Origin of the sequence: Kitasatospora sp. NPDC097643, from assembly GCF_040302625.1 — a bacterium.
Taxonomy (GTDB): domain Bacteria; phylum Actinomycetota; class Actinomycetes; order Streptomycetales; family Streptomycetaceae; genus Kitasatospora.
The window spans coordinates 1-19,036 of the sequence record NZ_JBEOSA010000016.1 but is presented as its reverse complement, the minus strand read 5'-3'; the positions used below and the strand labels follow the sequence as shown (position 1 = coordinate 19,036).

Here is a 19,036-nt window from a genome sequence, read left to right as displayed (position 1 = left end):
GCCGTTGGGGCGTGCGCCGACGTCGAGGGGCAGCTGTCTGCGCCAGTAATTGTCGATAAGGAGACAATATGCTCTACGCCGCCGTCGCCCGCGGCGCGTTCCGCCGCTACTCCACCTACCGGGCCGCCACCTTGGCCGGCGCCGTCACCAACAGCGTCTTCGGCATCATCCTGGCCTCCTCCTTCCTCGCCCTCTGGCAGGCCAGACCCCGCCTCGGCGGCTACGACCAGAGCCAGGCCGTCACCTACATCTGGGTCAGTCAGGCCCTGCTGGTCACCGTCGCCGTGTGGGGCGGCGGCTTCCAGGACGAGCTCCAGGACCGCTTCCGCAGCGGCGACATCGCCGTCGACCTCTACCGCCCGGTCGACTTCCAGGGCTGGTGGCTGGCCACCGACCTCGGCCGGGCCGGCTTCCAGCTGCTGGTCCGCGGCACCGTACCGCTGCTGGTCGGCGCGCTGGTGTTCCGCGTCCGCCTGCCCGAACACCCGCTGACCTGGGCGGTCTTCCTGCTCACCGTGCTGCTCGCGGTGGTGGTCAGCTTCGGGCTGCGCTTCCTCGCCTCGATTACCGGCTTCTGGCTGCACGACGCGGACGGGGTGCGCTCGGTGATGCTGGTGGTGTCGATGTTCTTCTCCGGGATGCTGCTGCCGATCGCGCTCTTCCCCGGCCCGCTGCGCGAACTCGCCCAGGTCCTGCCCTGGGCGGCGCTGGTCAAGACGCCGACCGACGTCTTCCTGGAGCGCGCGACCGGCACCGGACTGCTCCACGCGCTCGGCTTCCAGCTCGCCTGGGCCGTCGCCCTGCTCGCCGCGGGCCGGGGCGCCCAACTGCTGGCGACCCGCCGGGTGGTGGTGCAGGGTGGCTGAGCCCCTCCTGACCCGGACTGCCGCGGAACCCGCGCTCACCCGGGCCGGCACCGAGCCCGCGCTCACCCGGGCCGCCGCCGAGCCCCTGCCGGCCCGGACCGGCTGGGCCGTCCGCTCCTGGTGGCTGTGCGCCCGGATGTGGATGCGCTCGATGATGGCCTACCGGGCCTCGTTCGCGCTGAACCTGGCGGCCAGCCTGGTCACCCACTCGCTGGACTTCGTCGTCCTGGTGCTGATGTTCCAGCACACCGACCGCCTCGGCGGCTGGAGCCTGCCGGAGATCGCCTTCCTCTACGCCACCGCGACCTTCGCCCTCGGCATCGCCAACCTGCTCGTCGGCTCGGTCGACGGCCTCGGCAGCCGGATCGTCAACGGGACGCTGGACACCATGCTGATCCGGCCCGCGCCGGCGCTCTCCCAGCTCTGCGCCGAACGCTTCTCGCTGCGCCGGCTCGGCCGCCCGGTCCAGGCCCTCGTGGTGCTCGCCTGGTCGCTGGCCGCCCTGGACGTCACCTGGACCTGGGACCGGGTGCTGCTGGTGCCCGTCCTGCTGGTCTGCGGCTCCGTGATCTTCAGCGCGATCTACATCGGCGGCGCGACCGTCCAGTTCTGGTGGGGCGAGTCCAAGGAGCTCCAGAACTCCTTCACCTACGGCGGCGCGACCCTGCTCCACTACCCGCCGACGATCTTCGCCAAGGAGCTGGTCGCGGGCGTCGTCTTCGGCGTCCCGCTGGCCTTCGTCAACTGGCTGCCCGCCCTGCACATCCTCGGCCGGCCCGACCCGCTCGGCCTGCCCACCGCCTTCCAGTACGCCTCGCCGCTAGCCGCCGCGCTCTGCACGGCCGGCGCCGGGCTGGCCTGGCGGGCCGGGCTGCGGGCCTACCGCGGGACCGGCAGCTGAACCCCACCGACCTGATTCCACGTGAGGAGATCCGCATGCCCCTGATCGAAGTCGAGGACGTCCGCCGCACCTTCACCGTCCGCGCCCGCACCGGCCGGTTCACCCGGGTCAAGCGCGAGGTCCGCGCGGTGGACGGGCTGAGCTTCACCGTCGAACCCGGCGAGTGCGTCGGCTACATCGGCCCCAACGGCGCCGGCAAGTCGACCACCATCAAGATGCTCACCGGCATCCTCGTCCCCAGCTCCGGGCGGCTGCGGGTGGCCGGCGTCGACCCGGCCCGCGACCGCGTCACGCTCGCCCGCCGGATCGGCGTCGTCTTCGGCCAGCGCACCACCCTGTGGTGGGACCTCCCGCTGCGCGACTCCTTCGAGCTCGCCCGGCGGATCTACCGCATCCCCGACCGGCGCTACCTGGAGAACCTCGACCGCTGCGTCGACCTGCTCGACCTCGGCGCCCTGCTGGACACCCCGGTCCGCCAGCTCTCGCTGGGCCAGCGGATGCGCGGGGACCTCACCGCGGCCCTGCTGCACGACCCGCAGGTGCTCTACCTGGACGAGCCGACCATCGGCCTGGACGTGATCAGCAAGGGCAAGGTGCGCGAGTTCCTGCGCGAGGTGAACCGGGAGCAGGGCACCACCGTGCTGCTCACCACGCACGACCTCACCGACATCGAGCAGCTCTGCGACCGGGTCATGGTGATCGACCACGGCCGGGTCGTCTACGACGGCGGGCTGGACGGCCTGCACACGGCCGGGGAGAGCGAGCGGACCCTGGTCGTCGACCTGGCCGACGCCCGGCCCGCGATCGAGGTGCCCGGCGCCCGGGTGGTGAAGGTCGAGGGGCCGCGCCAGTGGCTGGCTTTCCCGGCGAAGGAGAGCGCCGCGCCGATCGTCGCGGCGGTCGCCGAGCGCTACCCGCTGGTGGACCTGTCGGTGCGCGAGCCGGCCATCGAGGACGTGATCGCGCGGATGTACGCGGAGGTCGCGATCGGCTGAGCGCTACCGGCTGAGGCCGTCGGGTCGCCGCGATCGGCTGCGGCGGCCCGCGGTTGCCGGACCTCCGGGTCGCCGCGGATGCCGGGGTCGCCGGGCTCCCGGCGCGTGATCGCGGGGCACGCCCTCGCGCGCGCCGGGCAGCGGGCAGACTGGCGGGGTGAGTGACGAAGCCTTCAGCGGGACGGGCCCCGGGGTCCGGTTCACCGCCGCCGACGAAGAGAAGAGCCGTGGCGTCCGCCGGATGAAGACCATCGCGACCGGCCTGCTGGCCTTCGCGACCCTGGTCTTCGCCCTCGCCACCTGGGCCAAGGCGGCCGGCGCCGGCCCCTGGGCCGGGTACGTGGCGGCGGCCGCCGAGGCGGGCATGGTCGGCGCGCTGGCCGACTGGTTCGCGGTGACCGCGCTGTTCCGCCGCCCCTTCGGCCTGCCGATCCCGCACACCGCGATCATCCCGACCAAGAAGGACGCCTTCGGCCGCTCGCTCGGCGACTTCGTCGGCGACAACTTCCTCTCCGGCGGGGTGGTGCGAGGGCGGCTCGCCGCGCTCGGCATCGCCCGGCGGCTGGGGGAGTGGCTGGCCGCGCCGGGCAGCGCCGAGCGGGTCACCAAGGAGGCCTCGGCGGCACTGCGCGGGGTGCTCGCGGTGCTGCGCGACGACGACGTGCAGGCGGTCGTCGCGGAGGCGGTCACCCGGCGGGCGGCGGCCACCTCGGTCGCCGAGCCGATGGGCCGGATGCTGGGCAAGGTGGTCGCGGACGGCGGGCACCACGGCGTGGTGGACCTGGTGGCCGTCCGGGCGCACGGCTGGCTGACCGCCAACCACGAGGAGGTGGTCCAGCGGGTCAGCCAGAAGACCCCGGGCTGGACCCCGAAGTTCATCGACCACCAGGTCGGCGAGCGGGTCTACAAGGAGCTGATGCGGTTCGTCACCGACATCCGGGACGACCCGAACCACCCGGCCCGCGGCGCCATCGACAACTTCCTCGCCGACTTCGCGACCGAGCTGCAGACCGACCCGGAGACCATCGCCCGGGTCGAGCGGGCCAAGGTGGAGCTGCTGGCCCGCCCCGAGGTGCAGGACCTGATCGCCTCCACCTGGGCGGCCGTCCGCACCCTGGTGCTCGGCGCGGCCGAGGACGAGGACAGCGAACTGCGCCGGCGCATCCGCGAGGGCGTGCGGAGCTTCGGCACGCGCCTGGCCACCGACCCCAAGCTCCAGGCCAAGGTCGACGGCTGGCTCCAGGACGCCGCCCAGTACCTGGTCGACACCTACCGGGCCGAGATCACCTCGCTGATCTCCGAGACGGTCGCGAGCTGGGACGCCGACGACGCCTCCCGCAAGATCGAGGCCAACGTCGGCCGCGACCTGCAGTTCATCCGGATCAACGGCACCGTGGTCGGCGCGATGGCCGGCCTGCTCATCCACACCGTCGCGGTCGCCCTCGGGGGGTGACCGGTCGGCTTCGGCCTATCCTTGCCAGCACTGCGGGTACGCGCGTAGAAGCAGAAGCCCGGCAGCGAAGCAGACGCGAAGCGAACGCGAACAGACGCGAAGCAGAAGCGCACGTAGAAAGCGAAGAAGGGAACCACCGTGGTCCAGCCGGACGGAAGTCGGATCGGAAACCTCACCGGAAAGGGCGGCATCGAGGCGTTCATCGCCGGGATGCCCAAGGCGGAGCTGCACGTCCACCACGTCGGCTCGGCCTCGCCGCGCGTCGTCGCCGAACTGGCCGCCCGCCACCGCGGCCAGTCCAAGGTGCCGACCGACCCGGCGGCGCTCGCCGAGTACTTCACCTTCACCGACTTCGCGCACTTCATCGAGGTCTACCTGAGCGTCGTGGACCTGATCCGCGACGCCGAGGACGTCCGCGCGCTCACCTACGGCGTGGCCGAGGACATGGCGCGGCAGAACATCCGCTACGCCGAGCTGACCGTCACCCCGTACTCCTCGGTCAGCCGGGGCATCCCGGACGTCGCCTTCATGGAGGCGATCGAGGACGCCCGGCTGCGCGCCGAGAAGGAGCTCGGCATCGTGCTCCGCTGGTGCTTCGACATCCCCGGCGAGGCCGGTCTGGCCGCCGCCGAGGAGACCGCCCGGCTCGCCGTCGACCTGGCCCCCGAGGGCCTGGTCAGCTTCGGCCTCGGCGGCCCGGAGATCGGCGTGCCGCGCCCGCAGTTCAAGCCGTACTTCGACCGGGCGCGGGCGGCCGGCCTGCGCAGCGTCCCGCACGCCGGGGAGACCACCGGGCCGCAGACGATCTGGGACGCGCTGCGGGAGCTCGGCGCCGAGCGCATCGGGCACGGCACCCAGGCGGTGATGGACCCGGCGCTGCTCGACCACCTGGGCGAGCACCGGATCCCGCTGGAGGTCTGCCCGACCTCCAACATCGCCACCCGCGCGGTGGAGCGGATCGAGGAGCACCCGATCAAGCAGATGGTGGACGCCGGGCTGCTGGTCACGATCAACAGCGACGACCCGCCGATGTTCGGCACCGACCTGAACACCGAGTACGCGGTGGCGGCGCGACTGCTGGAGCTGGACGAGGCCGGGGTGGCGGCGCTGGCGCGCAACGCGGTCGAGGCCTCCTTCCTGGACGCGGCGGGCAAGGCGCGCCTGACCGGGGAGATCGACGCGTACCTGGCGGGCTGGCAGGGCTGATCGACGCTGGTCTTCGGTGCGCAACCGCCCCGTCCGCTTCGGCCGGCGGGGCGGTCGCGCGTCCGGCGCCCCATCTCCGCCCGGCTCAGGAGAACTGCCGGGGCGGGGAGTCGATGCTGTCGGTATCTCGGCCTCGGGGCCCGGCTCAGCGTGGCTCGGCGGCCCGGAGCAGGCGGGGCGGGAGGTACGGGGAGCGGACGCGGATGGTCCAGCCCCGGCGGCGGGCGTGGCAGGCGAGGGCCAGGACTTCGAGGCTGAGCGCGGCGTCCGAGTCGCTCGCGCGGTCCGCGACCAGGTGGTGGTCGCGGTGGGCTTCGAGGGCGTCGGCCAGGGCGAGGTTGAAGCTGGTCTCGTCGCCCTCCACGAGCTGCGAGAACAGCACGGTGGGCGGCGGGAGGAAGCCCGCGTGCTCGGCCTTCGCGACGTCCCGCAGGGCCCGTTCGGTGGCGGGCAGCGGGTCGACGCCCCGGAGGTAGTCGTGCAGGGCCACGCGGTACGAGGCGTACGCGGAGCGGTCCCCGGCGGAGTGCGCCGGGCCGGCGAGGACGAGCGGGGCGAGGTCCGCGCGGACGCCGGTGATCAGGGCGAGGTCGAGGGCGAGCTGCCAGTGGCCGGGGCCATTGTTGTGGTCCCGGGTGGCGGGGCAGCGGAGCGTACGGCCGTCGATCACCACCTCGGCCTCGGTGCCGGGCTCGGCGAGGGCGATGCGGAACAGGGCGGCGCCGAGCTGGGAGGCCAGCCGCAGGGCGGCGAGCTGGGCGTCGGTGACGTCGTCGGACTGCGAGGCGCGGGCGTTGAACAGGCGCTTCTGGTGGCCCAGGGCGGAGGCGAGGGCGGACACGCCGACGGTCCTACCCTCCGCCGGGCTGATCGCCTCGCGGATGCGCTGCTCGAACCAGGCCGCGCCGTCGGGGTGGAGGGGGAACGGCTCCCCCGGCCGGTCGACCAGGAGGGGCCCGGCGGCGAGTTGGGCGAGGGCCTCGGGTCGCGGATCGCGGCCGAGACCGTGGACGCGCGGACCGGCGGTCTCGAAGCCGGTGACCAGGGCGCGCGGGAGGTAGTCGGTGGAGCAGGGCGGGGCCCAGCCGTGGGTGCGGTGGGCGAGGGCGGACAGCGCGAGCGGGAGGAGCGGGAGCAGGCTGCTGGGTCGGGAGCCGTGCGGGGCGCGGAGGAGGGCGAGCAGAGCGGCGTCGAAGGAGTCGCGGTCGGCGGCGGCCAGGGCACGCAGGGCCTGGAGGCCGGGCTGCCGGTCGTCCGGGTCCGGGGGCAGGTCGGTGTCGTTGAGGACGTGGGCCGCGAAGCCGTCGACGAGTGCGCGGGCGGCGGAGTCCGGGGCGTCGGGCATCAACTGCCGGGCGAAGACGAAGGCCTCGCCGTGGCGATCCACCGTGTCGGAGAGGATCGCGAGGCAGAGGGCGTCGATCCACTGCTGCGGGGTGACGCCGTGGACGGGGTCGCGGTCGGCGGAGTGGTCGGACTCGTAGCCCATCCCGAAGTCCGGGTAGTCGAGGAAGACGTGGAAGCTGTCGACGGGGTAGTAGGCGGCGAAGGAGACGGCGCCGACGGCGGCCTCGGTGGCGTCCTTGAGGACGGCCCTGGCCTCGGGGGAGTCGAGGGCGGGGTGCGAGGCGGAGAGGGCGCCGAGGTGGTCGAGGAAGGCGTCGGCGATGAGCTGCCACTCGGTGGTGGTCATCAGGCCGACGCGGGAGTAGGAGTGGACCTGACGGCCGATCCGGTTCGCGAAGTCCTCCCGGGCGGCGGAGATCGCCGACTCGTCGACCTGGTGACGCTCGATGTGCACGGTTGCCGCTCCCCTTTTCGCTGCCCGTTGTCGCTCTGGCGTGGGCTCCAAGCGTAGGGAGGGGGACGGACAGCGGGCCGTCCTCGGAGTCAGGCGGCCGTCGGCACCGGGAGCGGCCGCCAGTTGGCCGGGAGGCCGCGCATGACGAGGGCGGAGTCCAGGGTGGCGCTGCCGGGCGGGAAGTGGCCGGGGTCGTCGAAGAAGGAGGAGGTGACGGACCGGATCCGGCAGGCGTCCATGTCCCAGTGCTCGGTCTGGAGGGCCATGGCGTCCAGCCGGCGGCTGTCCCGGGTGGCGGAGAAGCCGGTGGAGCCGTTGCGGAAGAAGGCGGAGGCGGCGGCGAGGTCGGTGAACAGGGCGCTCCCGTCGAGGTCTTGGGAGACGTCGACGGTGGCGTGCACGCGGGTGGTGCGGTCCCGGCTGGTGTAGGCGACGGAGAGCCGGTCGGGCGTCTCGTGCACGTCGAAGTCGGCGCGGTGGTGCTCGCCGGGGAAGAGCCGGCCGCCGGCGAGGACGTAGAGCCGGGAGGCGGTGTCGCGGCGCGGGATGTAGACGCCGGTCTCGACGCCGTCCGGGCCGTCCCACTCGACGGCGAAGCGGTGGGCGGCGTTCTCGCTGCGCAGACCGAGGCCGGCCGGGGCCCAGGCGGGGCGGACGTCGCCCAGGCGGAGCAGGCAGATGCCGCCGACGGCGTGTCCCCGGACGAGCTGCGGGCGCAGCGGGGCGGGGAGGTGGCGGGCGGCGACGGCGGGGTCGACGCGGTAGTTGACGAGGAGCCGGCGTTCGACGGTGCTGGCGAGGCGGGGCTGGATCACGGGGTCGGGCCTTCCTGCGCGGAGGAGCGCCACTTGGTGTGGCGCAGCACGATCTGTTCGGGGCAGACGGCGCTGAGGAAGCCGCCGACGCAGAGCGCGAGCCGGTCCTCGACGAGGGAGTAGAGGATGCGGTTGCCGTCCCGGCGTTCGGTGATCAGCCCGGCGTGCTTGAGGACGCCGAGGTGGCGGGAGACGGAGGGGGCGCTGATGGCGAAGCGGCTGGCGATCTGACCGGCTGCCAGTTCGCCGTCCTTGAGGTCCTGGAGGATCTGGCGGCGGGTGGGGTCGGCGAGGGCGCGGAAGACCCCTGCGGTGTCGTCGTCGGGCTGTGTCACAGGACAGTATTTAGCATGTTTGCTAAATGGCTAACAAGGGGGCGGGTCTCAGGCGTTCTTGGGGGCGGGGGCGCGGTACGGGCGGAGTTCTAGACGCCAGGGGTCGGTGGGCTTGTCGGTGCGGAGCCTGAGGAGGCCTGGGCGGGGGATGAGGAGGGTTTCAAGGCCCTCGCCGTTGATGTAGAGCATGGTGGCGGACCACCTCGGGAGGCCCTCGGGGGTGGGGCAGTCGCACTCGTCGTCGAGCTCCCAGCGCCAGCACTCGCAGATGTACTCGGCGGCCCAGGAGGACGAGTCGACGTGCAGGACGACCTCGGAGGGGGCGCCGGGGCGGAGGGCGACGACGAGTTGACCGGTGCCTTCGCGGGTGCCGGAGAGTTCGTCGACCTCGGAGGGGGCGTAGAGGCGGACGGACCACTCGGTGCGGCCCTTGGCCTCGATCTTCAGGTGGGTGACGTCCAGGGGGAGGACGGCGCGGGCGATCTTCAGGCCGTCGGAGGAGGAGGCGTAGAGGAGGGCGCTGTGGGTGTGCACGCGGGTGGGGGTGCGGGTGATCGGGGTGATCTGGACGTAGGAGGAGGTCTTCGCCGAGATCTCGACCATGGCGACGGCGGAGGGGTCCGGGAAGGAGATGGGGAACTCGTGGGTGGTGTTCGCGTTCCAGAGCGCGGAGTGGTGGAAGGGGGAGTCGCCCTCGTGGCGGGGGATGGCGGTGGGGAGGTCCTGCGGGCCGGCGGGGGCGAGGCGGGGGAGGTCGTCGGGGGAGGGGGAGGGTTGGGGGAGGGGGGTTGCGCGGGCGGGCTTTGTGGTGGGGGCGACGACGGCGGGGGGTTTGGTGGTCTCGGCGGTTTTGGAGGCGGCGAGGACGGATTCGGCGACGGCCCGGGCGGCGTCGAGGGTGCGGCGGTGGAGGGCGACGGTGGCTATCAGGGCGCCGAGGCCGAAGCCGAGGATGAGGAAGGCGATGGCGAGAAGCATGAGTCCCCCCGGTGGCGCACTGCCCGGCTCCTTCGCGGGGCGAAGGAGCCGGGCAGTGCAGTGGTTGGGATTAGAGGTCGAACTCCCCGGCGCGGATGGCAGAGAGGAGGTCGCGCCATTCCTCGGTGGTGAGTTGGGCGATGGCGGTGGGCTGGAGGCTGCTGCGAACGTAGACCGAGCCCTCGGCTATGGCCACCTCCGGGCAGGCATTGGCGTCGGCGCAGGCCTCGGGGCGCTTCCAGTGCAGGGTCATGGCTTAGATCTCTTTCTTGATGAGCCTGATGGCATCACGAGACTGGCTCTCGGTGAGAGATCGCTCGGTCATCGTGTCAATGATGTGGCGGTAGTTCTCCAAGTGCTTTTGCTCGTGGAGGAACGCCGGGCCGCCAACCGCGTCGAGCTGAACAGCATCCAAGCGAGGAACCGGCCCCTTCGCGTAGAAGATGCCTTGACCTGCGCCCACGAATCCATTGGAGCTGAAGCTGATGACTCGGAGCGTGATGTGCGGTAGCTCCGAGAACTCAAGCAGCTTGTCCAGCTGGTGCTTTGCGGCATCGCGGCCACCGAACAGCATGCGCAGCGCGGCTTCGTGAATCAGCGCTGAGTACGGTTGAGCTCCCTCGCGCATCAGGAGTGCCGAGCGCTGGAGTCGATGCTCAAGGCGGGCTTCGAGAAGGCGCGGTGGGAGTGGCGGGTAGAGATCCTTGAAGATCGCTCTCGCGTATGCCTCGGTCTGCATGGCACCAGGAACATGCGAAACCTGATACGTGCGAATGCTCTTGGCGAAGTACTCCATCTCGGCAATGTCGAGGAATCCGACCGGAACGGAACCGCGGTAGTCCTCCCACCAGCCCTTGTGGCGCTCCTCGGCCATGGCCGCGAGCGCATCGACGAAGGCGATGTCGCTCTCCTGGAACTCCGCGGCGAGCATCCGTACCCGCTCGGCCGTGATCGGGTACTGCCCCTTCTCGATCTGGGTGATCTTCGTGCGGGCGAACCCGAACAGTGCGGCAGCTTCGGCGGTCGTGCGGCCCGCGCAGTCGCGCATCTTCCGCAGCTCAGTGCCTACTCGTTCCTGCCTTGCTGACGGGGTGGTTCGTGGTGGCATGCCCCCAAGCATCCATCGCGACCCCTGGAAGGGTCCAGCAATCCATCGATCGAGTGAAGCCGGGGGGTAGAAGTACCCCTACATGTACCACCAATGCCCTACAGTCGGTGATGCACCGATCACCGACTGGGCGTCAGTAACGCTGCATGCACCGCAGAGCACCCATGCCCCTGGACTGGCTCACGGCGACCGCCCGCTCGGCATTTCCCCTCACCCCCCAGGGAGATCCCTGTGCGTCACCTCAACTCCCCCGCCCTCACCCTCGCCCGCGAGTCCCTCCGCGACGCCATGACCCGCGCCGGCTGGCCCCCGCCCCTCATCGCCGACGCCGAACTCGCCCTCGTCGAACTGATCGTCAACGCCTGGCGCCACGGCGGGACGACCGCCCCCGTCGTCCACACCCTCTTCCTCGACAGCACCCTCCGGGTCGCCGTCGCCGACCGCTCCTCCACCCTCCCCGAGCAGCGATGTCCCTCCCTGCTCTCCGAGTCCGGCCGAGGACTCCAACTCGTCTCCGGCCTCACCCACCGCTGGGGCGTCGAACCCCACCAGCTCGGCAAGTCCGTCTGGTTCGAGTGCGACCTGGACGGTGCCGCATGAGCGCCCACCACCCCATCCACCCCGCCGACCCGGCCCTCCAGCACCTCACCACCCGCGACCTCACCGACCTCATCGTCGAACTCCGCACCGAGGGCCGTGAGTTCGGCCTACTCTGGCCCTCCGCCAAGCCCGGCGAGACCGTCCTCAACGGCCGCGTCCTCGTCTCCCTCGGCAACATCCCGGCCAGCACCCTCATCAACCTCCTCGCGCTCCTCCGCGAGTACAAGCGCGACCGGGACCGCCACCGATGCTCGGACTCCTGACCCTCAACCTCCTCGCCGCCCTCCTCGGCGCCCTCTGCGAAGCCCTCTCCCGCAGCCTCCGCGACCGCGCGACCGCCCACGACTCGTTCAGCCGGGACATCTGACCGAACCGCCCCACAGGCCGCCCTCCGGACGGCATCCTGGTGCTCCACCGAGCGAAGAGGAGTCCATCCATGAAGCTCAAGTTCCTCGGCAGCACCAGCGAAAAGGGCGACTGCCCCACGCTCTACGAAACCGAGGACGGCGACATCGTGGTCCAGGGCGATCGCCTCACTGACCCCGAAGCCCTCGCCCAACTGCGGGATGTCAAGGAATCCGAGGCCTTCGTCGTCGTGCCACGAGAACTGCTCACACGGTTCGCGCCGAAGGAGTAGGCCATGCCCGAGATCACTCCGTTTGCCGAAGCGGCCTACCTGTTCGAGGAATTCGAGCACACTGCGTTCCGCCTGGAGACTCGTCGGGGCTACGCCACAGACCGTCACGGCGCCCGATATCAGGCCTTCCTCGCGGGTGAACACCCGGCCTACGAACCCGATTCGCCCTGGAACGCGGCCGTGCGTGCGGCCGTTGCGCAGGGCAAGCGGTACGAGAGGGTGCGTCTGGTTGACGATCCGCCCACCGATGGGCAGCGTTTCCTCCTCGCCTCCGGCTTGGGCAACGTTCAGGCCGGCGAGGACATTCGTAACCTCACGCGCGCCGACGCCGTTCGCCTTGGCCTTCCGGACTTCGACTACTGGTTGTTCGACTCCCGGATCCTGGCACGGTTCCACTTCGACGACCTCGACGTCACGCTGGGCGTCGAGATTGTCGAGGACGCCCCCACCGTGCTCCGCGCTTGTCAAGCACGCGATGCCGCCTGGCACTTCGCGGTTCCGACGGGCGAGTTCAGTCGGCGGGTAGCCTCCGGGGTGTGAGCACCGATTTCCAGCGGGCCCGGCTGTCCCTCGGTGTGCGGCTACGGGAGTTGCGCACCGAGGCGGGCGTGAACGGGCGTGACCTCGCCGCGCGACTGGGCTGGCCGGCGTCGAAGGTTTCGAAGCTGGAGAACGGCAGGCAGACGGCCACTCCTGCGGACCTCCAGGCGTGGGCCGAAGCCCTCGGGCGGCCCGAGGCCGCTGCGGAGTTGAAGGGGAGGCTGCAAGGCCTGGCCTCCCGCTACCGTGGGTGGAAACGGGTGCTGGCCGGTGGCCACCGAGTGCGGCAGGAGACCGGAGTCGCGCACAGCCGGGAGACGACGGTGACCACCGGCTACGAACCCGCCATCGTCCCGGGCATGTTCCAGATCGCCGAGTACGCCCGGCACGTGCTGACCCACGCGACCAATCTCGACGACGGGCCGCGAGACATCGACGAAGGCGTGCGCGCCCGCTTGAGGCGTCAGGAATCCCTCTACCAGCCGGGGAAACGCTTCCGGTTCATCATGGCGGAGGCCGCGCTGTACGTGCGGATCTGCCCGCCCGAGGTTCTGGCCGCACAGCTTGATCGGCTGGGCGGGGTGCTCGGTCTCGACACGGTCGAGCTGGGGATCGTGCCGATCGGCGCGCCGGTGACCGTCATTCCCAAGCACGGGTTCTGGATCTTTGACGACAGGTTCGTGACCGTCGAGACGTGGAACGCCGAGATGTGCCTCGAAGAGCCTGCCGATATCGAGCTGTACCGGAGGATCTGGGGGAAGTTGCATGCGGCGGCCGTGTACGGCCCGGCAGCACACCGGCTGATCGCCCGAGCACGCTCAACCCTGGCTATCTCCTGAGAAACCCGCGGAAGGCGAGTCGCCGACCGGAGAAAACCCGAGAAATCGGGCTCCGGGCGGTCGAGTTGGGCTCGTACGGTGCTGGTCGCGGCGCAAGAGCCGCGACGATCGGAGGGAGCAGAACCATGGCCACCCCACTTCCCCAGCCTCCGCCCCCGCCGGCCCCGCCGGCCCCGCCGGGTCCCGGGCCGATGATCCCGGTGAGCGGCGCGACCGGCCGCACCACGTCCACCACCACCACGACCAGGTAGGAGACACCCATGGGATGGGGCCTCGGCAAGGGCGGCAGCTCCGGCGGCGGCAGCGGGTCCAACGACGGTGGTCAGGGCAAGCACGCCGGCAAGAAGGACTTCGGGAAGGATGCGCCGAACCAGGACCACCAGTCGCGGAAACCCAGCGGGAAGCACGGCAAGGACGGCGACAAGAAGTGACCAGCACGCAGAATCTCGCGCAGCCGGCCGGGACCACCGAACTGCTTCAGGCCGTCTCCCGCTACCTCGGCCGCGATGTGGCCCCCGAGTGGCGCAGGGCGGGCGAAGCGGCCCCGCGTCACCGTTTCCTCCCCCACCGGATCTGGCTGAGCGACGACGACGCCCTCGAACCCTGTGACCGCGAGCACGACCCCGATCGCTGGTTCGCCGCCGCCTACGCGGACGAGCCCGTGGTGACGCAGATCAACGACGGGCAGGAGCCGGACGACCCGGACGACGCCTGGCCGTCCTCCTCGGCATCGGCGCCCTCGATCGTCTTCCAGATGCTCGAACTCCTCGACCTCACCGCGGGGATGAGAGTCCTGGAGATCGGTGCCGGTACCGGGTTCAACGCCGCCCTGCTCGCCCACCGCCTCGGCGACGTGAACGTGACCACCATCGAGATCGACCCCGTCGTGGCCGATCTCGCACGAGCCAACCTCAAGTCCAACGGCTACGCCCCCGCCGTCGTCTGCGGCGACGGGAGCCTCGGCTGGGGCGCCGAAGCACCGTACGACCGCGTGGTGGCCACCTGTTCGGTGAAGCGGGTGCCCTACTCCTGGATCCGCCAGACCAGGCCCGGCGGCGTCATTCTCGCCCCCTGGTACGACGAGTGGATCTGCGGCGGGCTGCTCCGCCTGACCGTCGGCGACGATGGCACCGCCACCGGCCGCTACACCCCCGACAGCGCGTTCATGCTGATGCGCACCCAGCGCCGCGACCTCCTCCTCTTCCGGGATGTCGTCATGGACGACCACGTACCCGCCGAGTCCTCCACCACCCTCGACCCCTGGGCGGTCGCCGACTCCGCCTTCGAGACCCAGTTCGCCCTCGGTCACCGTCTCGTCGACCTCTGGTACGCCTGGCACCACGACCCCGACGTCGAGGGCGTGAAGACCCGGCTCTGGGTGGCCACGACCGGCGGCGGCTCCTGGGCGGCCGTCGACTGGGACGGCACCGAGAACGCCGAGCGCTACACCGTCTGGCAGCACGGCCCGCGCCGCCTCTGGAACGAGGTGGAGGCCGCACACCAGTGGTGGCTGGACAACGGCCGCCCCGGTCCCGCCCGCCTCGGCCTGACCGTCACCCCCGAGGGCCACCGTGCCTGGCTCGACGACCCCGCCAACGCCTGGCCCCTGCCCTGACCCTGCTCCGGCGTCCAGGATTGCTGTCCTCGGAACTCTTCTTCTCGTGGAACCAAGCGAGTTGAATAATCGTCAGTCCCGTCACGGATGACGATGAGGGGGTTGCCGGGGATGCTGGTTGAGTCATTGAGCGCGCTGGCTGCGGCCGGGGGTGCCGGGATCGTTCAGGCCGCCGGTACGGACGTGTGGACCGCCACCCGGGACCGGGTCGCCCGGCTGTTGGGCCGGGGCCGCCCGGAGGCCGAACAAGCGGCGCGCGAACGCCTCGACCGGACCGGTGAGGCCCTACGGGCTGCGGCCACCCCGGAGGAGCGTGCGGCCGCCGCCAGTCGCCAGGAGGCTTCCTGGCAGACCCGCCTGGAGGACTTCCTCGAAGGCCTCGACCCGGCCGAACAGGCCCAGGCGGCCGATCAGTTGCGCGCTCTGCTCGCTACCACCCCGCCCCCCGCCGTCCAGCTCCGGGCCGACAACAGCGGGGTGACCGCCGGCGGGGACATCAGCAACCAGGGCGGCGCAATGGGTCGCGACTTCAGCGGCCCGGTCACGATCGGTGGCACCGACCGCCCTACCCCGCCGGGGGCGGACCTGCGCTGACCGTCCCCGGAGCCGAGCACGGCCCCGTCGGCCAGCAGGCCGGCGTGCGCAGCGGGCACGACCTCGTCAACTCCGGTGGTGTGGTGGCCGGAAGCATCCGCGACGTCCATGTCCATGGTCCCAGCGCGACCGCTCCGGCACCCCTCGCCTGGCCGGTGCAGGTCGGCGCCGTCCCCACGGTCGCCGACTGCTATCGTCACCGCCCGTCCCTCGACACCATCCTCGCTACGGGCAATGGCGGTGCCGTGGTGCTCAGCGGCCCGGCTGATACCGGCAAGACCCAGGCTGCCGCCCACTACGCCCGGTCGGCGCTGCGGACGGGCGCACTCGACCTGCTGCTCTGGGTCGACGCGTCCAGCCGGGCCGCCGTCCGCCACGACTACGCCCGCGCCGCCGCGCGCCTCGGCTTGTCCACCGGACCGGATGCCGCCGACGTGCTGCTCACCTGGCTGAATACCACCGACCGCCGCTGGCTGCTGGTCCTCGACGGCCTTGCCGCTCCCGGTGACCTCGACGGCCTCTGGCCGGACCCGGCCCCCGGTGCCGCCCTGCTGGTCACGACGCGCAGCGCCGACCCGAGCCTGCGTACCCGCCGCCGCCGGTTGCTCCCGGTCCGCGCCTTCACGACCTGGGAGGCCGTCGGCTACCTGGCCGACCGGCTCGCCGTTCACGACCTGGGTGCGACCGAGGGTGAACTGGCTGTCATCGCCGACGAGTCAACCGGCCTGCCATCCGAACTCTCCTCCGCGGCCGACCGGTTGATCGCGGCGGGTGCCAGCGGTCCGCCGTACCCGCACGGCCTGCGGCGCGGCGCCGTCCGCCTGCGTCGGCCGGTGGACTGCCCGCTGTGCGGCCCGCCCCTGCCGGGCCTGAGCATCGCGCTCCGCCACGCCCCGGAGGACGAGCTCTGGGCCCGCTGGATCGCGGAGGTCCTGGCCCGGGCAGGCCTCGGCCCGCTCGTCACCAGCGACACCGCCCCCGACCGCACGATCGTGCTGCTCTCGCCCGCCTACCTGCGCTCGCCCCTGGCCACCACCACCCCCGCCGACCCCGGCCTGCTGACCGCGCGGATCGACGCCGTCGCCCCGCCCTCCTCGTACCACCAGGGCCCGACCGTCACCCTCGTCGGTCAGTCCGCCGAGCAGGCCGCCGACGCCCTGCTCGCCGCCCTCGGCGGCGCGCCGCACCCGCCCGACCTCACCGGCCTGCGCTACCCCGGCACGCAACCGGCCCACTTCAAGGCGCCGCCCCGCCACCCCTCCTTCACCGGCCGGCACGCCGTCCTGGAACACCTGCACCGGCAACTGGGCGGCGGGATGGCGGCCGTGCTGCCGAGCTCCCAGACCCTGTACGGGCTCGGCGGGATCGGCAAGACCCAGATCGCGCTGGAGTACGCCCACCGGTTCAGGACCGAGTACGACCTGGTCTGGTGGATCGACGCCGAGCAGCCCGACCTGATCGGCCCCGCCCTCGCCGACCTGGCGCGCGAACTCGGCCTCCCGGTCGGGGACTCGGTCGCCGAGGCCAGCGGGGCCGCGCTGACGGCCCTGCGGCGCGGCACCCCGGCCGCCCGCTGGCTGCTGATCTTCGACAACGCCTGCGACCCCGCGGACATCCTCCCCTTCCTGCCCGGCGGCCCCGGGCACCTGCTCGTCACCTCCCGCAACCCGGAGTGGAGCCGGGTGGCCGAGGCCCTCGCCGTGGACGTCTTCACCCGCCGCGAGAGCGTCGAGCACCTGTGCCGCCGGGTCCAGGGCCTGACCGAGCCGGATGCCGACGAGGTGGCCACCGAACTCGGCGACCTCCCGTTGGCGCTGGAGGTCGCGGCGGCCTGGCTGGACGCCACCGCGATGCCGGTCGACGCCTACCTCGCCCAGTTGCGCGCCGCCGCCGCCCAGGTGCTCTCGCTGGAGCACCCGGTGGACTATCCCGCCTCGCTGGCCGCCGCCTGGAGCGTTTCGATCACCCGGCTGCGGACCCGGAACCCGGCTGCCGCCCGTCTGTTGCAGCTCTGCGCGTTCTTCGGCCCGGAGCCGATCGCCATGCGGCTCGTCTACAACGAGCGGATGATCGCCGCGCTCGCCCGGTACGACCCGCGGCTGGACGGGCCGCTCGCCCTCGCCGGGGCGATCCGCGCGATCGGCCGCTACTCGCTCGCCCGGGTCGACGGCGGCCGCCGGACGGTCCAGCTGCACCGGCTCGTCCAGGCCGCCATCCGGTGCGAGATGACCGAGGAGGAGCAGCGGACGGCGGTCCACGACGTCCACCTCGTGCTGGCCGGTGCCCGGCCCGTCCAGGGCGACATCGACGATCCCTCCAACTGGCCCGCGTTCGACGACCTCTGGCCCCACCTGGGTGCGTGCAACATCCACTACTGCGACGCGCCGGAACCCCGCCAGCTGCGCATCGACCGGGTGCGCTACCTGTGGAAACGGGGCGAACTCGAGCGTGCCGACGAGCTCAGTGCCGCCCTCATCCCGGTCTGGACGGAGAAGCTCGGCGCCGACGACCCACAGACCCTGCTGTTGCGCTTCCAGCGTGCCAACGTCCTGCGCTCCCAAGGGCGGTACCGCGAGGCACTGGCCCTGGACGAGGCGGTGCTGGCCCGGCAGCGGGCGACCCTGGGCGAGCACCATCCGCACACCTTGACGACCGCCGGTTCGCTCGGCGCCGATCACCGGGTGCTCGGCCGCTTCGAGGACGCGCTCGCGCTCGACCTCGACACCTACGGCCGCCTGCGGACCCTGTTCGGCGTCGACAATCCGCGGACGCTGTCCATGGGCCACAACCTGGCGATCGACCACCGGCTGGTCGGCGACAGCCGGGCCGCCCACGAGCTCGACCGGGACACCGCGGCCCGGCGCGCCGACGTGCTCGGCCCGCGCCACCCGTACACCCTCACCACCAAGTACTGCGTCGCCCGCGACCTGCGCGACCTCGGCGACTTCCCGGCCTCGATCGACCTGCTGGCCGAGGTGGCCGCCGACCTCGACGCGGTCCTGGAACCGGACCTTCCGGAGAGTCTGCGCAACGCCACCTCGATGGCGGTCTCGCTTCGCCGGGCCGGCCGGCTGGAGGAGGCCCGCGCGATCAACGTCGCCACCTACGAGCGCTACCGGGACCGTTACGGGGAGGACGCGCCCGACGCCCTGATCTGCGCGGTCAACCTGGCGGCCGACCACAGCGCCGCCGGGGACAACGTCGCCGCCCGCGAGCTCATCGTGCGGATCCACGCGGCGTACCGGCGGCTGTTCGGTGCCGACCACCCGTTCACCCTCGCCTGCGCCGCCAACCACGCGCTGTACCTGCGCACCAGCGGCGACGCCGACGCGGCCGTCGAGCGCGGTGAGGACGTGGTCGAGGCGCTCGGCCGACGCGTGGGCCCGGAGCACCCGTTCGCCCTCAAGGCGGTCCTCAACCTCGCCAATGCCTACGCCGACGTCGGCCGCCACCCCGAGGCCCGCAGTTTGCAGCGCCGGACCTTGGACGACCTCCGCGCCCGCTACGGCCCGCAGCACCCCGACACCCTGGCCTGTGCCGCCAACCTCGCCGGCACCCTGCGCGCCCTGGACCACGCCGACGAGGCCGCCGACCTCCACACCCGGGCCCTCGCCGACCTCACTCGCCACCTCGGCCCCGACCACCCCGACACCTGCACCGCCCGCGCCTGGCGCCCGATCGACCGCGACCTCGAACCCCAGCCGGTCTGACGCCGGGGGCCCTGCGCGAGAAGTCGGCTGGGCCGACTTCTCG

20 protein-coding genes are annotated in these 19,036 nt (G+C 72.1%); 14 read left to right on the top strand and 6 right to left on the bottom strand.

Annotation, left to right across the window (positions count from 1 at the left end):
- Window positions 1-68: 68 nt before the first annotated feature.
- The 5 genes from ABTY15_RS13380 (at window position 69) to ABTY15_RS13360 (ending at window position 5,421) form a co-directional block, all read left to right on the top strand.
- Entirely contained in the window at window positions 69-866 is a 798-nt protein-coding gene (locus tag ABTY15_RS13380) for an ABC transporter permease (protein ID WP_350581415.1), read from the top strand.
- A complete protein-coding gene (locus ABTY15_RS13375; RefSeq protein WP_350581413.1) occupies window positions 859-1,767 on the top strand; it encodes an ABC transporter permease in 909 nt (302 codons plus the stop codon). The genes ABTY15_RS13380 and ABTY15_RS13375 overlap by 8 nt, the downstream gene beginning before the upstream one ends.
- Before the next feature lie 35 nt (window positions 1,768-1,802).
- Complete coding sequence (locus ABTY15_RS13370; RefSeq protein ID WP_350581410.1) at window positions 1,803-2,762, top strand: ABC transporter ATP-binding protein; 960 nt, start codon at window positions 1,803-1,805, stop codon at window positions 2,760-2,762.
- 157 nt (window positions 2,763-2,919) lie between these two features.
- Complete coding sequence (locus ABTY15_RS13365) at window positions 2,920-4,215, top strand: DUF445 domain-containing protein (RefSeq protein ID WP_350581407.1); 1,296 nt, start codon at window positions 2,920-2,922, stop codon at window positions 4,213-4,215.
- Window positions 4,216-4,353: 138 nt separating this feature from the next.
- Window positions 4,354-5,421: an adenosine deaminase gene (locus tag ABTY15_RS13360; RefSeq protein ID WP_350581405.1), complete on the top strand. Its 1,068-nt coding sequence runs from the start codon at window positions 4,354-4,356 to the stop codon at window positions 5,419-5,421.
- 145 nt (window positions 5,422-5,566) lie between these two features.
- Here ABTY15_RS13360 and ABTY15_RS13355 read toward each other — a convergent pair whose 3' ends face one another.
- From ABTY15_RS13355 to ABTY15_RS13330, 6 genes are all read right to left on the bottom strand, one after another.
- Window positions 5,567-7,222 (bottom strand): immunity 49 family protein, encoded by a 1,656-nt coding sequence (locus tag ABTY15_RS13355; RefSeq protein WP_350581401.1) that lies wholly within the window; start codon window positions 7,220-7,222, stop codon window positions 5,567-5,569.
- An 89-nt stretch (window positions 7,223-7,311) separates the two neighbouring features.
- Entirely contained in the window at window positions 7,312-8,037 is a 726-nt protein-coding gene (locus ABTY15_RS13350; RefSeq protein ID WP_350581399.1) for a DUF2071 domain-containing protein, read from the bottom strand.
- Window positions 8,034-8,372 carry a metalloregulator ArsR/SmtB family transcription factor gene (locus tag ABTY15_RS13345; RefSeq protein WP_350581396.1) on the bottom strand — a complete coding sequence of 113 codons (339 nt, stop codon included), beginning with the start codon at window positions 8,370-8,372 and terminating at the stop codon, window positions 8,034-8,036. Before ABTY15_RS13345 ends, ABTY15_RS13350 begins: the two co-directional genes overlap by 4 nt.
- Before the next feature lie 48 nt (window positions 8,373-8,420).
- The gene (locus ABTY15_RS13340) at window positions 8,421-9,350 is read right to left on the bottom strand and encodes a hypothetical protein (RefSeq protein WP_350581395.1); all 930 of its coding nucleotides are present in this window, start codon (window positions 9,348-9,350) and stop codon (window positions 8,421-8,423) included.
- Window positions 9,351-9,420: 70 nt separating this feature from the next.
- Window positions 9,421-9,603: a DUF397 domain-containing protein gene (locus ABTY15_RS13335; RefSeq protein WP_350581393.1), complete on the bottom strand. Its 183-nt coding sequence runs from the start codon at window positions 9,601-9,603 to the stop codon at window positions 9,421-9,423.
- Window positions 9,604-9,606: 3 nt separating this feature from the next.
- Window positions 9,607-10,458, bottom strand: coding sequence for a helix-turn-helix domain-containing protein (locus ABTY15_RS13330; RefSeq protein WP_350581391.1), 852 nt, complete (start codon window positions 10,456-10,458; stop codon window positions 9,607-9,609).
- 231 nt (window positions 10,459-10,689) lie between these two features.
- Between ABTY15_RS13330 and ABTY15_RS13325 the strand changes: the two genes are divergently transcribed.
- The 9 genes from ABTY15_RS13325 to fxsT all read left to right on the top strand — a co-directional run bounded on the left by ABTY15_RS13325 (window position 10,690) and on the right by fxsT (window position 18,993).
- A complete protein-coding gene (locus ABTY15_RS13325; RefSeq protein ID WP_350581389.1) occupies window positions 10,690-11,058 on the top strand; it encodes an ATP-binding protein in 369 nt (122 codons plus the stop codon).
- Window positions 11,055-11,321, top strand: coding sequence for a hypothetical protein (locus ABTY15_RS13320; RefSeq protein ID WP_350581386.1), 267 nt, complete (start codon window positions 11,055-11,057; stop codon window positions 11,319-11,321). Before ABTY15_RS13325 ends, ABTY15_RS13320 begins: the two co-directional genes overlap by 4 nt.
- Before the next feature lie 173 nt (window positions 11,322-11,494).
- The gene (locus tag ABTY15_RS13315) at window positions 11,495-11,695 is read left to right on the top strand and encodes a hypothetical protein (protein WP_350581383.1); all 201 of its coding nucleotides are present in this window, start codon (window positions 11,495-11,497) and stop codon (window positions 11,693-11,695) included.
- A 3-nt stretch (window positions 11,696-11,698) separates the two neighbouring features.
- Entirely contained in the window at window positions 11,699-12,235 is a 537-nt protein-coding gene (locus ABTY15_RS13310; RefSeq protein ID WP_350581381.1) for a DUF6879 family protein, read from the top strand.
- The gene (locus ABTY15_RS13305; RefSeq protein ID WP_350581379.1) at window positions 12,232-13,074 is read left to right on the top strand and encodes a helix-turn-helix domain-containing protein; all 843 of its coding nucleotides are present in this window, start codon (window positions 12,232-12,234) and stop codon (window positions 13,072-13,074) included. The genes ABTY15_RS13310 and ABTY15_RS13305 overlap by 4 nt, the downstream gene beginning before the upstream one ends.
- Window positions 13,075-13,334: 260 nt before the next feature.
- Window positions 13,335-13,505, top strand: coding sequence for a hypothetical protein (locus ABTY15_RS13300; RefSeq protein ID WP_350581377.1), 171 nt, complete (start codon window positions 13,335-13,337; stop codon window positions 13,503-13,505).
- Entirely contained in the window at window positions 13,502-14,689 is a 1,188-nt protein-coding gene (locus ABTY15_RS13295; RefSeq protein WP_350581374.1) for a methyltransferase domain-containing protein, read from the top strand. Before ABTY15_RS13300 ends, ABTY15_RS13295 begins: the two co-directional genes overlap by 4 nt.
- A 111-nt stretch (window positions 14,690-14,800) precedes the next feature.
- The gene (locus ABTY15_RS13290; protein WP_350581372.1) at window positions 14,801-15,283 is read left to right on the top strand and encodes a hypothetical protein; all 483 of its coding nucleotides are present in this window, start codon (window positions 14,801-14,803) and stop codon (window positions 15,281-15,283) included.
- A gap of 44 nt (window positions 15,284-15,327) precedes the next feature.
- Window positions 15,328-18,993, top strand: a complete 3,666-nt coding sequence (gene fxsT, locus ABTY15_RS13285; protein ID WP_350581369.1) for an FxSxx-COOH system tetratricopeptide repeat protein — start codon at window positions 15,328-15,330, stop codon at window positions 18,991-18,993.
- Window positions 18,994-19,036 lie beyond the last annotated feature (43 nt).

Excerpts from the sequence above, each read along its gene's own strand:
- ABTY15_RS13380 (WP_350581415.1), top strand. The coding sequence starts at position 69 with ATGCTCTACGCCGCCGTCGCCCGCGGCGCGTTCCGCCGCTACTCCACC.
- ABTY15_RS13370 (WP_350581410.1), top strand. The coding sequence starts at position 1,803 with ATGCCCCTGATCGAAGTCGAGGACGTCCGCCGCACCTTCACCGTCCGC.
- ABTY15_RS13340 (WP_350581395.1), bottom strand. The coding sequence starts at position 9,350 with ATGCTTCTCGCCATCGCCTTCCTCATCCTCGGCTTCGGCCTCGGCGCC.
- ABTY15_RS13335 (WP_350581393.1), bottom strand. The coding sequence starts at position 9,603 with ATGACCCTGCACTGGAAGCGCCCCGAGGCCTGCGCCGACGCCAATGCC.
- ABTY15_RS13330 (WP_350581391.1), bottom strand. The coding sequence starts at position 10,458 with ATGCCACCACGAACCACCCCGTCAGCAAGGCAGGAACGAGTAGGCACT.
- ABTY15_RS13320 (WP_350581386.1), top strand. The coding sequence starts at position 11,055 with ATGAGCGCCCACCACCCCATCCACCCCGCCGACCCGGCCCTCCAGCAC.
- ABTY15_RS13315 (WP_350581383.1), top strand. The coding sequence starts at position 11,495 with ATGAAGCTCAAGTTCCTCGGCAGCACCAGCGAAAAGGGCGACTGCCCC.
- ABTY15_RS13310 (WP_350581381.1), top strand. The coding sequence starts at position 11,699 with ATGCCCGAGATCACTCCGTTTGCCGAAGCGGCCTACCTGTTCGAGGAA.
- ABTY15_RS13300 (WP_350581377.1), top strand. The coding sequence starts at position 13,335 with ATGGGATGGGGCCTCGGCAAGGGCGGCAGCTCCGGCGGCGGCAGCGGG.
- ABTY15_RS13290 (WP_350581372.1), top strand. The coding sequence starts at position 14,801 with ATGCTGGTTGAGTCATTGAGCGCGCTGGCTGCGGCCGGGGGTGCCGGG.